Annotated in this window: 13 protein-coding genes; 4 read left to right on the top strand and 9 right to left on the bottom strand. The window is 73.2% G+C overall.

Features of this window, described 5'->3' with window-relative positions; all coding sequences use genetic code 11:
• Positions 1–113: 113 nt before the first annotated feature.
• Positions 114–701, top strand: coding sequence for a TetR-like C-terminal domain-containing protein (locus AC5L3X_RS20430; RefSeq protein ID WP_189122849.1), 588 nt, complete (start codon positions 114–116; stop codon positions 699–701).
• Here the strand turns inward: AC5L3X_RS20430 and AC5L3X_RS20425 are convergent.
• The 5 genes from AC5L3X_RS20425 to AC5L3X_RS20405 form a co-directional block, all read right to left on the bottom strand.
• Positions 698–1,456, bottom strand: coding sequence for an ATP-binding cassette domain-containing protein (locus AC5L3X_RS20425; RefSeq protein WP_494858805.1), 759 nt, complete (start codon positions 1,454–1,456; stop codon positions 698–700). The genes AC5L3X_RS20430 and AC5L3X_RS20425 overlap by 4 nt on opposite strands.
• Positions 1,453–2,493 carry an ABC transporter permease gene (locus tag AC5L3X_RS20420; RefSeq protein WP_494858803.1) on the bottom strand — a complete coding sequence of 347 codons (1,041 nt, stop codon included), beginning with the start codon at positions 2,491–2,493 and terminating at the stop codon, positions 1,453–1,455. The genes AC5L3X_RS20425 and AC5L3X_RS20420 overlap by 4 nt, the downstream gene beginning before the upstream one ends.
• A gap of 19 nt (positions 2,494–2,512) precedes the next feature.
• Entirely contained in the window at positions 2,513–3,487 is a 975-nt protein-coding gene (locus AC5L3X_RS20415) for a sugar ABC transporter substrate-binding protein (protein ID WP_494858801.1), read from the bottom strand.
• A 222-nt stretch (positions 3,488–3,709) separates the two neighbouring features.
• Entirely contained in the window at positions 3,710–4,558 is an 849-nt protein-coding gene (locus AC5L3X_RS20410; RefSeq protein ID WP_494858800.1) for an HpcH/HpaI aldolase/citrate lyase family protein, read from the bottom strand.
• A complete protein-coding gene (locus AC5L3X_RS20405) occupies positions 4,555–5,742 on the bottom strand; it encodes a CaiB/BaiF CoA transferase family protein (RefSeq protein WP_494858798.1) in 1,188 nt (395 codons plus the stop codon). Before AC5L3X_RS20405 ends, AC5L3X_RS20410 begins: the two co-directional genes overlap by 4 nt.
• 63 nt (positions 5,743–5,805) lie before the next feature.
• Between AC5L3X_RS20405 and AC5L3X_RS20400 the strand changes: the two genes are divergently transcribed.
• Positions 5,806–6,459, top strand: coding sequence for a GntR family transcriptional regulator (locus AC5L3X_RS20400; protein WP_494858796.1), 654 nt, complete (start codon positions 5,806–5,808; stop codon positions 6,457–6,459).
• On the opposite strand, the gene AC5L3X_RS20395 is transcribed toward AC5L3X_RS20400, so the two are convergent.
• Positions 6,441–7,349, bottom strand: coding sequence for a Scr1 family TA system antitoxin-like transcriptional regulator (locus AC5L3X_RS20395; protein ID WP_494858794.1), 909 nt, complete (start codon positions 7,347–7,349; stop codon positions 6,441–6,443). The genes AC5L3X_RS20400 and AC5L3X_RS20395 overlap by 19 nt on opposite strands.
• 134 nt (positions 7,350–7,483) lie before the next feature.
• On the opposite strand from AC5L3X_RS20395, the gene AC5L3X_RS20390 reads away from it, so the two are divergent.
• Entirely contained in the window at positions 7,484–8,164 is a 681-nt protein-coding gene (locus tag AC5L3X_RS20390) for an HAD family hydrolase (RefSeq protein ID WP_494858792.1), read from the top strand.
• Positions 8,165–8,266: 102 nt separating this feature from the next.
• Entirely contained in the window at positions 8,267–9,007 is a 741-nt protein-coding gene (locus tag AC5L3X_RS20385; protein ID WP_189122857.1) for a GntR family transcriptional regulator, read from the top strand.
• Here the strand turns inward: AC5L3X_RS20385 and AC5L3X_RS20380 are convergent.
• From AC5L3X_RS20380 to AC5L3X_RS20370, 3 genes are all read right to left on the bottom strand, one after another.
• Positions 8,951–9,883, bottom strand: coding sequence for a GNAT family N-acetyltransferase (locus AC5L3X_RS20380; RefSeq protein ID WP_494858790.1), 933 nt, complete (start codon positions 9,881–9,883; stop codon positions 8,951–8,953). The genes AC5L3X_RS20385 and AC5L3X_RS20380 overlap by 57 nt on opposite strands.
• A 103-nt stretch (positions 9,884–9,986) precedes the next feature.
• On the bottom strand, positions 9,987–11,645 hold the full coding sequence (gene menD, locus AC5L3X_RS20375; RefSeq protein ID WP_494858789.1) for a 2-succinyl-5-enolpyruvyl-6-hydroxy-3-cyclohexene-1-carboxylic-acid synthase: 1,659 nt from the start codon (positions 11,643–11,645) through the stop codon (positions 9,987–9,989).
• On the bottom strand, positions 11,642–12,535 hold the full coding sequence (locus tag AC5L3X_RS20370; protein ID WP_494858858.1) for an o-succinylbenzoate synthase: 894 nt from the start codon (positions 12,533–12,535) through the stop codon (positions 11,642–11,644). Before AC5L3X_RS20370 ends, menD begins: the two co-directional genes overlap by 4 nt.
• Positions 12,536–12,582: the final 47 nt, after the last annotated feature.

The following is a 12,582-nucleotide window of genomic DNA, read 5'->3' as shown; positions in this document are numbered from 1 at the left end:
CAGCGCGCTGAGGTCGCCCCGTTGACCTCACCCCGCATTTCGGCCGGCCCTTACCGCGTAGATTCACGGCATACCTTCACAGAAGAACCGCTCTGAGGCTTACTCTGGAAGTCATGTCGGTGACGCCCCTGCGAGGAGGGGCCGCGCGTGAGGCGGAGTTGCTCAGCGCGGTGCTCGAGGTGCTGCGCGAAAGCGGCTACGACCGGCTGACCGTCGACGCCGTCGCGGCGCGCGCCAGAGCCGGCCGCCAGACCGTCTATCGCCGCTGGCCGACCAAGGCCGACCTGGTGGTGGCCGCGTTCGTCAACGCCGTGTCGGCACCGCCGGGCATACCTGACACCGGGGAGCTGCGCGGTGACCTGCTCGCCCTGATGGAGTCGCTGCTCGACGAGGTCATACGCCTCGGCGACGTCTTCGCCGGCCTGGTCGGCGAGACGCGGCACAACCCCGAGCTGGCGGTCGCGATGGAGCAGCACTACGTCGCGACCCGCCGCCGCGCCGTCCTGGCCGTCTTCGAGCGGGCGTGGGAGCGGGGTGAGCTGTCCGGCAGCGCCGACACCGACCTGCTCTGGGAGGTGGGACCGGCCACGCTGTTCTTCCGGGCGGTGGCCAGCGGCGAGACCGTCGACTCCGAGCTGACCCGCCGGATCGTCGACCACATCGTGCTGCCGCTCGCCACCGCCGGCCGGCAACCGGGTTAGAGCTCGCGCCCCAGCTCGTGCGCGAGCTCGTCCAGCTCCGCGCCGCCGGCCATCAGCGTGGTGAGCTCCTCCCTGGTGATGTCGGCCTTGCCGTACTCGCCGAGGCTCGTCCCCCGGTTGAGCAGCAGGAACCGGTCTCCCACCGGGTAGGCGTGATGCGGGTTGTGGGTGATGAACACGACCCCGAGGCCACGGTCGCGGGCCCTGGCGATGTAACGCAGCACCACGCCCGCCTGCTTGACCCCCAGCGCCGAGGTGGGCTCGTCGAGGATCAGCACCCGGGCGCCGAAATGGACGGCCCGCGCGATGGCCACCGACTGCCGTTCGCCGCCCGACAGCGTGCCGACCGGCTGGTCGACGTCGCGGATGTCGATGCCCATCGCCCGCAGCTCCTCGCGGGCCACCTTCTTGGCCTTGGCCACGTCGAAGGACAGACCCTTGCGCGGCTCGGAACCGAGGAAGAAGTTACGCCACACCGACATCAGCGGGATCATCGCCAGGTCCTGGTAGACCGTGGCGATCCCGCGGTCCAGCGCCTCGCGGGGGCTGGCGAACCGCACCTCGGCGCCGTCGACCAGGAACGTGCCCGCGTCGTGCTGGTGCACCCCGGACAGGATCTTGATGAGGGTCGACTTGCCCGCGCCGTTGTCACCGAGCACGCAGGTGACCCGGCCCTCCTCGACGCCCATCGACACCTCGCGCAGCGCCAGCACCGAGCCGAACGTCTTGCCGATGCCCCGCGTCTCGATGATCAATGCTTCACCTCCTCCGCGTAGCGCCGCACCAGCCGGTTGGCGAGCGTGGCCAGCAGCAGCATGGCGCCCAGGAAGAACTTGAACCAGTCGGCGTCCCAGCCGAGGAACACGATGCCCTTGTCGGCCATGCCGAAGATGACCGCGCCGATCGCGGCCCCGATGGCGGAGCCGTACCCGCCGGTGAGCAGGCAGCCGCCGATGACGGCGGCGATGATGTAGATGAACTCCTGCCCGATGCCGATGTTGGCCTGCACGGACGTGTAGCGCAGCGCCAGGATCGAGCCGACCAGCCAGGCCGCGAACGCGGTCGTCATGAACAGCGCGATCTTCGTGCGGGCGGCGGGCACGCCGACCGCGCGGGCCGCCTGCTCGTTGCCGCCGACGGCGAAGATCCAGTTGCCGGCCCGCGAGCGCATCAGCACCCAGGTGGCCACGGCGGTGACCAGCAGCCACCACAGGATCGCCACCCGGAACGAGGTGCCGCCGAGCTGCACGCTGCCCGCGAAGATCGTGCGGGCCTCCTCGTAGCCCGCGGCCCGGCGCAGGCCGCTGACCTGGACGGTGCCGGTCAGCGCCTTGGTGACGCCGAGGTTGAGCCCCTGCAGCATGAGGAACGTGCCGAGCGTGACGATGAAGCTGGGCAGCCTGGTCCTGGTCACGATCAGGCCGTTGAGGAACCCGATGCCCAGCGCCACGACGAGCCCGACGAGCATCGCGGTCCACACGTCGAAGCCGTAGCGGGTGGCCAGGGTGACCAGGATGAGCCCGGTGGTGCCGGTGAGCACGCCGGCCGACAGGTCGAACTCTCCGCCGATCATCAGCAGCGCGATGGCGACCGCCATGATGCCCAGCGTGGCGGCCGGGTCGAGCCAGTTGGCGACGCCGTCGAGCGAGCGGAAGACCGGTGACTGGCTCGCGAAGAACGCGAAGACCACGACCATCCCGACGACCGCGCCCAGTTCGGGGCGGATGAGCAGGCGGCGCAGCAGGCCGACCCCGGCGACCCGTTCGTCGGCCCGCTCGGCGACGCCGGTCACGCCGCCTCTCCGGCGCCGCTCATCGGGTGCCCGCCTCGGCCAGCTTGGCCACCTGGTCGGCGGTCTCCTTGGTGACGAAGCCGGGTCCGGTGTTGACCGGCAGGCCGCCGCCGACGGTGTTGAGGTTGGTCCTGTACAGGTTCAGGAACGTGATGGGCAGCCAGCCCTGCAGGTACTGCTGCTGGTCCACGGCGAACAGGATGTCGCCGTCCTTGATCGCGGTCACCACGTCGGCCGACAGGTCGAAGGTGGCGAGCTTGGCCTGCGACCCGGAGTCCTTGATGGCGTCCCTGGCCGCCACCGCGATCGCCGGGTTGAGCGCGAGCACGCCGTTGACCTGCTTGTCCGACTGCAGTTTGGCGGTGACCTTGGAGGTCACGTCCGCCAGGTTGCTGACGTCGACCTGGAGCCGCTCGACCGTGCCGCCGAGGCCCTCCTCGGCGCCCTTGCACCGCTGGTCGAGGCCGATGTTGCCGGCCTCGTGGATCACGCACAGCAGCTTGGTGACGCCTCCGGCCTTGAGCTGCTCGCCCGCGCCCCGCCCGGCCACGTCCTCGGACTGGCCCACGTGGGTGATCGCGCCGAGCTCCTTGGAGGAGTCGGCGCCGGAGTTGATCGTCACCACCGGGATCTTCGCGGCGACGGCCTTGCCGATGGCCTCCTTCAGGGCGTCGGGGTTGGCCAGGGAGACCACGATGCCGCCCACCTTCTCCGACACGGCCTGGTCGATGAGCTGCGACTGCTTGCCCGGGTCGCCGTCGCCCTGGTAGGTGACCGTGGCGCCGTACTGCTTGCCCGCGGCCTCCGCGCCGTTCTTGACCACGTCCCAGAAGGCGTCGCCGGGCGCGCCGTGGGTGATGACGGCGAAAGTGGCCGCATCCGCCGAGGCCGGGCCGGCGGCCGGGGCCGTCTCGGCGCCGGGCTCTCCCGAGGAGGAGCAGCCGCCCAGGGTCAGGGCGCCCAGCAGGGCCAGCACGATCGGGGTTCGTCTCATCGGAATACCTCCAAGGCCGACGGGCTCGCCCCAGGTTTACCCCAATCAAGTGTCATTTGTATAGACATACGGACCAACGCCAGAGATCTCGATCAGGTTGCGCGCCAAGACCCGGCGACGTCCGGATGTCACGTCACAGCACTCCGGCAGGGCCGAGGAGCCGCGGGGCCACTGGGTCCCGTGACCCGGTTCTCCGGCGCCGAGTTGCTCGGCGTGACCCGGCTATCCGGCGCCGAGCTGCTCGGCCAGGGCCACGGTGCGCCGGGCCCTGGCGACGATCGGCGCGTCCACGAAGCGCCCGTCGGGCAGGGCGACGACTCCCCTGCCGGCCTTCTCGGCCTCTTCGGCGGCCTCGACGATCTCGGCGGCCCGGGCCGCCTCCTCGGCCGTGGGGGTGAACGCCCTTTTGATCGCCGGAAGCTGGCGGGGGTGGATCGCGGTCCGGCCGAACATGCCGAGGCCCCGGCCCGCCAGGCACGAGGCGACCAGCCCCTCCTCGTCCCGCAGGTCCGGGTAGACGGACATGGGCACCGGCGGCAGGCCCGCGGCGGCCGCGGCGAGCACGACGGCCAGCCTGATCTGGTTCATCGCCGACTCGGCGCTGATCGACAGCTCGGCCGCCAGGTCCTGCTCGCCCAGCGCTACGCCGCCGACGCTCGGATGCGCGGCGATCTCGGCCACGGCGACGACGCCCGCGGCCGACTCCAGCAACGCGTGCGCGGGTACCCCCAGCCCCTCCAGCGCGCCGAGGCCCGCGGCCGACTCGACCTTCGGCAGCCGGACCGCGTCGAGGCCCGGCAGCGCGCCGAGCTCGGCCACGTCCGCCAGGCCCCGCGGCGTGGCCAGGTCGTTGACCCGCACGTGCACCGCCACCCCCTCCCGGTCCGTACGCTCGCGCAGGAAGGCCGCCGCGTTGGCCCGGGCCTCGTCCTTGCGGGCGGGCACCACGGCGTCCTCCAGGTCGATGATCACCACGTCCGCGCCGGAGCCGACGGCCTTGGCGAACCGCTCGGGCCGGTCGCCGGGAACGTAGAGCCAGGTGACGGGCACCCGGGCGGCGGTCGCGGTCATGCCACGACTCCCTTCTCGCGCAACTCGGCGATCTCCGCCGGGCCGTAGGACAGCTCGGCGAGCACCTCGTCGGTGTCGCGGCCGAGGGCGCGGCCGGGCCAGCGCACCTCGCCGGGCGTGTCCGAGAGGCGAAACAGCACGTTCTGCATGGTGACCTCACCGAGTTCCTCGTCGGGCACCTCGACGAAGGTGCCCAGGGCGGCGTACTGCGGGTCCTGGGCGATGTTGGTCACGTCGTAGATGGGGGCGACCGCGGCCTGGGCCTCCTCGAAGCGGGCGATGACCTCCGCGGCGTCGCGTTCGGCGATCCAGGTGGCGACCGCCTCGTCGAGCTCGTCGACGTGCCGCACGCGGCCGGCGCCGGTGCCGAACCAGGGCTGCTCGACCAGGTCGGGGCGGCCGACGAGGGTGACGACCCGCTCGGCGATGGGCTGGGCGCTGGTGGAGATGGCCAGCCAGCGGCCGTCGCGGGTGCGATAGGTGTTGCGGGGTGCGTTGCTGCTCGACCGGTTGCCGGTGCGCTCGGGCACCACGCCGAGTGCCCGGTAGGCGGTCATCTGCGGGCCGAGCAGGCCGAGGATGGGCTCGATGATCGCCATGTCGATGATCTGGCCGCGGCCGGTCGCCTCACGGGCCCGCAGCGCCACCATGATCGCGTACGACATCGCCAGTCCGGCGATGCCGTCGGCCAGGGCGAGCGGCGGCAGCGTGGGCGGCCCGTCGGGCTGACCGGTCATGGCCGCGAACCCGCTCATGGCCTCGGCCAGCGTGCCGAACCCCGGCTGGCCGGCCATCGGGCCGAACTGCCCGAACCCTGTCATCCGCGCCACGATCAGCCGGGGGTTGAGCTCCAGCAGGTCCTCGGGCGCCAGATCCCACCGTTCCAAGGTGCCGGGGCGGAAGTTCTCGATCAGCACGTCGGCGCGCCCGGTCAGGCGGCGCAGGACGTCCTGCCCCTCTGCGCGTGACAGGTCGACCGCGGCGGCGCGCTTGTTGCGGCCCAGCGTCTTCCACCACAGGCCCACCCCGTCGACGGCGGCGCCGTGGCCGCGTGAGGGGTCGCCGCGCCTGGGATGCTCGATCTTGACCACGTCGGCGCCGAAGTCGCCGAGCATCATCGCGGCGGAGGGACCGGCGAACAGCGTCGCGGCGTCGATGACGCGAAGGCCGGCGAGACTCATCATGAGTATGTAACTTATAAGAAATATGTCATAGGTCAATCCCGGACATACGGAACATTGGACGACATGCCGACCAACGACCCCCGGCCGCCGATGAGCAAGGCCGACTACGTCTACACCGTGCTGCTCGACGAGATCCGCACCGCCCGGATCCCCGGCGGCACGGCGCTGCGGGCCGGCGCGGTCGCCCGCCGGCTCGGGGTCTCGGTGACGCCGGTCCGCGAGGCGCTGCGCCGGCTGGAGAAGGACCGCCTGATCAGCTACGAGGCCCACCACGGCGCGACCGTGATCGATCTCGGCGACGACGCGCTGGAGGAGTTCTACGGCCTGCGCGCCGTGGTGGAGGGCCTGGCCGCCCGGCTGGCCGCCGGCCGCGTCACCGCCGCCGACCTCGACTGGCTGCGCGAGCTGCACGCCTCGATGGCCGAGGACGTCCGGCAGGGCAGGTACGACCGGCTCGCCGAGCAGAGCAGGCACTTCCACCTGCGCATCGCCGACATCGGCGGCCCCGCCTTCCTCGGCCAGCACGCCCGGGCGGTGCGCAACAGCGTCCCGGTGCCCGCCACGGCCTCACTCTGGCTCGACGGCGAGCAGGCCCGGCTGCAACTGGAGGCCCACGAGCGCATCCTCGCCGCCCTGGCGGACTCCGACGGCCCCGCCGCCGAACGCCTCATGATCGAGCACGTCCGCCGGGCCGGAGATCACCGCAGGACCCACTGACCGTCCCCGGACGCGCCGGCCGCCGCCTCCGCGCCCACCACGGAGGTCGATCCGCTCAGGCGCGCCCGGACGTCCCTCAGGACGTCAGGGGTGAAGTCGATCCGGAAGGACGCCAGCGCCAGCCGCGCGAACACCTGATGGTGCTCCTCGGCCAGACGCGGGTCGTCGACCAGCACCGGCTCCCGTTGCAGGTGAAGCACCAGCAGATCGGGCCGGTCACGCTCGGGGAAGCGCAGCAGCGTGAACGGCGGGCCCTGGTAGAGGAAGCCGGTCTCGGCGACGGGCCGGGCCACCTGCACCGCGACGTTCGGCCGTCTGGCGGCCAGGGCGAGCGCGTCGAGCTGCTCCAGCCGGTCCTGCGGCCGGGGCAGCGGCGGATCCTCGATCGCCTCCCGGTCGAGCACCGCCCACAGGCGCGGCCCGCCCGCCCGGTCGAGCAGCCGCTGCCCGCGCATGACGAGGCAGGCGCCGCCGGCGACCTGCTCAGCCGTGGCGCGGGGCCGCCGGGACGCGCGCACGGCGGCCTCGGCGTAGGCACGGGTCTGCAGCAGCGGCGGCACGCCCCGGGGCCGGTAGGTGTAGATGACCTCGGCGTCGTCCTCCTGCTCGAGGAACCCGGCCAGCGCCAGCGGCACCTCGGGCGCGTCGAACCAGCCCGGCTCCCGATCGCCCCGCAACAGGGACAGCACGTGCGCCTGCTGCGCCCGCTCGCGCACGCCGTACAACTCCAGCAGGGCCCGCGCGGTCGACTCGCGCGCCGCGACGAGGCCGTGCTCGATGCGGTAGATCGTCGACGTGTTGAGCCCGGCCGCCCGCGCCGCCGCCTGCATGGACAGGCCACGGGCCCGTCGCAGGGCCGCGAGCCGGGCCGCCACCGAGATCGTGTGCATACGCGCGCCACCATGGTGAATGAAAGAAAACTCCGCCTTGACGTGGAATGTTGCAAGTTATCGACCTGTGATGGACGATGTCCCCTTGCGATCTGGAAAGCCTATTGCAGACGCCGATCGGGCAGGATGAAACCGTGATCAGAGGCATCCTGTTCGACCTCGACGGCACCCTGCTCGACCACCGCTCGGCCGCCGACGGCGCGATCACCGCCTGGGTGTCCGGGCGTGTTCCGGGCCATCCCCGGCTGGCCGAAGCGGCCAGGTTGTGGAGGGAGCTGGAGGAGCCCCATCTGGGGGCGTGGCAGCGCGGCGAGTGCTCCTTGGAGGAGCAGCGCCGCCGCCGCATCCACGCGCTCTGCCTGAAGCTCGCGATCGCCGTGCCCGGCGACCTCGACAGGGCGTTCGCCGCCTTCGCCGACCACTACCGGCGCGGCTGGTCCGCCTACCCCGACGCGGCGCGGGCGGTGCGATCGCTCGGCGGGTTCCGGCTGGGGGTGCTGACCAACGGCACCCAGGAGATGCAGGAGGCGAAGGTCGAGGCGATCGGCCTCGGCGGGCTGGTCGGGCCGGTGCTGACCGGCGAACTGCTCGGCTCCTACAAACCGGCGGCCGCCAGCTACACGAGAGCGGCCGCGGCCCTCGGCCTCGCGCCCGGCGAGGTGCTGCTGGTGGGCGACGACGTGGACAAGGACGTGACGGCCCCGGCCGTGACCGGGATGCGCTCGGTCTGGCTCGACCGCCTCGGCGTCGATCCGGCACCGGCCGGCTTCCCCCGGATCACCTCGCTCATCCAGTTGCCCCCGCTCGTCGCCTGAGCAGGCGATCCCGCACTGGTCAACCGCGGTCATCCCGTCAAGGAAGTCACGACCGACGGTCATATTTGTCAGGACATTCTGACCTCGGTTAATCTGATCAGCATGACCGCGAACCTGGCGATCGACCTGGACCGATCCAGCCCCGTGCCGCTCTACTTCCAGGTGGCCGAGCAGATCGCCGAGGCGATCCGGCGAGGCGACCTGGCGCCCGGCTCCCGGCTGGACAACGAGATCCTGCTGGCCGACAAGCTCGGCCTGTCACGGCCGACGATCCGCCAGGCCATCCAGTACCTCGTCGACAAAGGGCTGCTGGTGCGCAAGCGGGGGGTCGGCACCCAGGTGGTGCACGGCCAGGTGAAGCGCTCGGTCGAGCTGACGAGCCTCTACGACGACCTGCGCCGCGCCGGCCAGGAGCCCGCCACCCAGGTGCTCACCCTGGAGTCGCGCCCCGTCGCGGAGGAGATCGCCCCCATCCTCGGCGTCGAGCCCGGCACCGAGGTGCTCCACCTCGAACGCCTCCGCTTCGCGGCCGGCGAGCCGCTGGCCCTGCTGAGCAACTGGCTGCCGCTCGGGCTCGCCCAGCTCACCGCCGCCGACCTGGAAGGCCGCGGCCTGTACGAGCTGCTGCGCGGCGCCGGCGTGCGGATGCGGGTCGCCAACCAGCGCATCGGCGCCCGGGCGGCCAGCCAGGCCGAGGCCCGGCTGCTGGACGAGCGGCGCGGCGCCCCCCTGCTCACCATGATCCGTACCACCTACGACGACCAGGGCCGGGCGGTCGAGCACGGCTCACACGTCTACCGGGCCTCCCACTACTCCCTTGAAGTCACCCTCATCGAGCGCTGAGACCCACAGCGCGCTCCGGGTCACCTCGCCGAACCCGATGGACCGGTAGAGCCGGCGCGGCACCGGATGGCCGTCGTCGCCGCGGGCGCAGACCACGGCCCGGGTGGCGCCCGCGTCCCGGGCCGCGCGCAGGGCCGCCAGGCACACCGCCCGGCCCAGCCCCCGCCGCCGGTGGGCCGGCACGGTGCCCGTCGGCTCGATCTCCGCCACCCGCCGGGCCGGATCCAGCCAGACCAGGCAGTAGGCGGCCACCTCGCCGTCCGGCGCCTGCGCGATCCAGTCCAGCCCGCCGTCGTACGGCCAGGCGGCGCGCACCGCGTGATAGCTCTCCACGGTCACCCGCGACGGGTGGAAGGCCGCGCGATGGGCCGCGACCCGGCCCGGCACGTCACCGGCGCCGACGGGGCGCAGCCGGAACCCCGGCGGCGGCCCCGGCTCCGGCAACCCGTCGAGGTCTCGGGTGAGCTGGACGAAGAACGGCCCGTCGCCGGAGCGCAGGTAGCCGGCCCGGCGCAGCGCCGGCCACAGGTGCGTCTCGGAGTCGAGCACGGAGACCGAGCGCCGGACGCCGGGCGCCGTCTCGGCGAACCAGGCCAGCACCTCGTCCGCCAGGTGCGCGCGGGCCGGGTCGACCGCCAGGTCGAGATGGCCGGGCAGCTCGATCCAGCCCCACGCCACGGTCATGCCTCCGGCGCGCCACAGCCGGGTGGGCCACTCGGGCTCCCGGCCGGTGTGCTGGAACCGCCCCCACGCCAGGTCGCCGGCGTGCCACCGCGATGCCGGCGACCAGATGCGGCTGCTGAGCTCCTGCATGGCCCGCAGGTCGCCGCCGCCCGAGTAGGCGGCGGCGGTGACGGCGGGCGAGGGGACGGTCATGGCCGCCAGTCTGGCCGGGACGGCGCCCGGCTCGCACCTGAATATCCCGCCCTGCCCGCCACCCGCCGGGTCGCCGGGTCGCCGGGTCGCCGGGTCGCCGGGGTCAGCCCACCGCCGCGCGGACCGCCTCCAGTGCGGCGTCGCGCAGGCGGGCGTGCAGCTCGGCGTTCGCCTCGCGGTCGGTGCGGACCTCCACCACCCGCGGCCCCTCGCCCCGCAGCGCCTTGGGCAGCTCCGTGACCTCCTCCACCAGGGTGTACGGGGTGCCGGTCGAGGCGGCCACGTAGCCGAGGTCCACCCCGTGCGGCGTGCCGAAGACCCGTTCGAACGGGTCGCGGACCGCCGCCTGGGGCAGCAGCGAGAAGATCCCGCCGCCGTCGTTGTTGACCACCACCAGGCACAGGTCCGGGCGCGGCTCGCGGGGCCCGAGGATCAGGCCGTTCTGGTCGTGCAGGAACGACAGGTCGCCGATGAGCGCGTAGGACGGCCCGTTGTGCGCGAGCGCCGCCCCCATGGCCGTGGAGACCACGCCGTCGATGCCCGACGCGCCCCGGTTGGCCAGCAGCCGCAGCCCGCGACGCGGTCGCATCGCCTGGTCGAGGTCGCGGATCGGCATCGAGGAGCCGGCGACCAGCAGAGAGCCGTTAGGCAGCGCGTCGACCAGGTCCCGGGCGATCCGCGGCTCGCTCGTCCCCGACATGTCGAGCAGCTCGTCCACGGCCGTACGGGCGGCGGCGTCGGCCTGTCGCCAGGAGTGCAGCCAGCTGTCGTCGCCCGAGGCCACCGGGATCTCGACCGCCTGCGCCACCTGGGTGGCCGAGCGGGTGGGGTCGGGCCAGCGGTCGAGGTCGGCGGCCACCACGATGTGCTCGCCTGCCTGCCCCAGCCACGACAGCAGCGGCCGCGACAGCCCGGGCCGGCCGAGCGTGACGACCACGTCGGGCACATGCGCGTCGGCGAACTCGGGGGTGCCCAGCAGGTAGTGGTAGGTGGAGATGGCGTGGTCGCCGTAGCGGCCACCGCCGCTCGGCTCCGACAGCACCGGCCAGCCGGCCATTCCGGCCGCGGCGACGTAGCGGCGCACGTTGACCGCGCCGTCGCCGACCACGAGCACGCCGCGCCGGGTCGGCGGGAGGTGCAGGGCGACGGGCGGCGGCGCGACCCGGGTGCGCACCCAGGGGCCGCTCTCGGCGCCGTCGAGCGGCTCGCACCACCGGGTGTCGCCGTCGGGGATCAACGGCTCGCGGAAGGCCAGGTTGAGGTGCACGGGGCCGGCTCCGGCGGGGCCCTGGGCGCGCTGGTAGGCGCGGCAGGCCAGCGAACGCCAGTAGGCCACCTGCCCGGGGCGCTCCTCGGGCACGCCGACCTCGGCGAACCAGCGGGCGGCTGGGCCGTACATCTTGATCTGGTCGATGGTCTGGTTGGCTCCGGTGCCGCGCAGCTCGGGCGGGCGGTCGGCGGTCAGCACGAGCAGCGGCACGCCCGACTCGCTCGCCTCGACGACGGCGGGATGGAAGTTGGCGGCGGCCGTGCCGGAGGAGCAGATGAGCGCGACCGGCCGCTCTGAGCGCCGGGCCAGTCCGACCGCCAGGTAGGAGGCCGACCGCTCGTCGACGCGCACGTGCAGCCGGACCCGCGACTCGGCGTGCAGGGCCAGTGCGAGCGGCGCCGAGCGCGAGCCCGGCGCCAGGACGACGTCGGTCAGGCCGCATCGCACCAGCTCGTCGACCAGAACGGTGGCCAGCGCGGTGGCGGGGTTCACAGTGACGCCTCCTGCATCCGGCGAAGCCACGAGGGAGATTCGATCTCAAATGCCGACAAATGCTCATAATTTACGTCAGGACGCCGTACCGCCAGCCGGCCGTCCACCGGCACCAGCGAGTCGGCCACCACGTCCCCCGACAGCAGCGACATCGTGCCGAGCCCGCACGCGTAGGGCAGCTCGGGCAACGCGGCGGCCAGCGCGAGCCCCACGGCCAGCCCCACCGAGGTCTCCACGGCGCTCGACACCACGGCGGGCAGCCCGCACGCCTCGACCACGCGCAGCGCCTCACGCACCCCGCCGAGCGGCTGCACCTTGACCACCGCGATGTCGGCCGCCTCGGCGGCCCTGACCCGCAGGGGGTCCTCGGCCCGCCGGATGGACTCGTCGGCGGCGACCGGCACGTCGCAGGCCCGCCGCACCGCGGCCAGCTCGTCGAGCGTGGCGCACGGCTGCTCGGCGTATTCGAGGCCGAACCGGTCGAGCTCCTTCAGCCGCCGCACCGCCTGGCCGACGTCCCACGCGCCGTTGGCGTCGACGCGCAGCGCGCCCGAGGGGCCGAGGGCGTCACGCACCGCCTCCACCCTGGCCAGGTCGTCGGCGAAGCTCTGGCCCGGCTCGGCCACCTTGACCTTGGCCGTGCCGCAGCCCGAGTCTCGCACCATCCCGAAGGCCCGCTCGGGGCCGACGGCGGGCACGGTCGTGTTGACCGGGACACTGTCGCGCACCGGCTCCGGCCAGCCCTCGAAGGCGGCCTCGCGGGCGCACGCCAGCCAGCGCGCGCACTCGCGCGGACCGTACTCGGGGAACGGCGAGAACTCGCCCCACCCGGCCGGGCCGTGCAGCAGGAGTCCTTCCCTGACGATCTGCCCGCGGAAGCGTGTCCGCATGGGAATCCGGAAGACCACGGGAGAACGCGTCACGACCCTCCCAGCGC

The organism is Nonomuraea sp. CX421, assembly GCF_059358955.1.
The sequence above is the reverse complement of the archived record's forward strand: the minus strand, read 5'-3'. Positions and strand labels throughout refer to the sequence as shown.

Excerpts from the sequence above, each read along its gene's own strand:
- AC5L3X_RS20410 (WP_494858800.1), bottom strand. The coding sequence starts at position 4,558 with ATGACCGCGACCGCCGCCCGGGTGCCCGTCACCTGGCTCTACGTTCCC.
- AC5L3X_RS20380 (WP_494858790.1), bottom strand. The coding sequence starts at position 9,883 with ATGACCGTCCCCTCGCCCGCCGTCACCGCCGCCGCCTACTCGGGCGGC.
- AC5L3X_RS20385 (WP_189122857.1), top strand. The coding sequence starts at position 8,267 with ATGACCGCGAACCTGGCGATCGACCTGGACCGATCCAGCCCCGTGCCG.
- AC5L3X_RS20415 (WP_494858801.1), bottom strand. The coding sequence starts at position 3,487 with ATGAGACGAACCCCGATCGTGCTGGCCCTGCTGGGCGCCCTGACCCTG.
- AC5L3X_RS20400 (WP_494858796.1), top strand. The coding sequence starts at position 5,806 with ATGCCGACCAACGACCCCCGGCCGCCGATGAGCAAGGCCGACTACGTC.
- AC5L3X_RS20405 (WP_494858798.1), bottom strand. The coding sequence starts at position 5,742 with ATGATGAGTCTCGCCGGCCTTCGCGTCATCGACGCCGCGACGCTGTTC.
- AC5L3X_RS20430 (WP_189122849.1), top strand. The coding sequence starts at position 114 with ATGTCGGTGACGCCCCTGCGAGGAGGGGCCGCGCGTGAGGCGGAGTTG.
- AC5L3X_RS20370 (WP_494858858.1), bottom strand. The coding sequence starts at position 12,535 with ATGCGGACACGCTTCCGCGGGCAGATCGTCAGGGAAGGACTCCTGCTG.
- AC5L3X_RS20395 (WP_494858794.1), bottom strand. The coding sequence starts at position 7,349 with ATGCACACGATCTCGGTGGCGGCCCGGCTCGCGGCCCTGCGACGGGCC.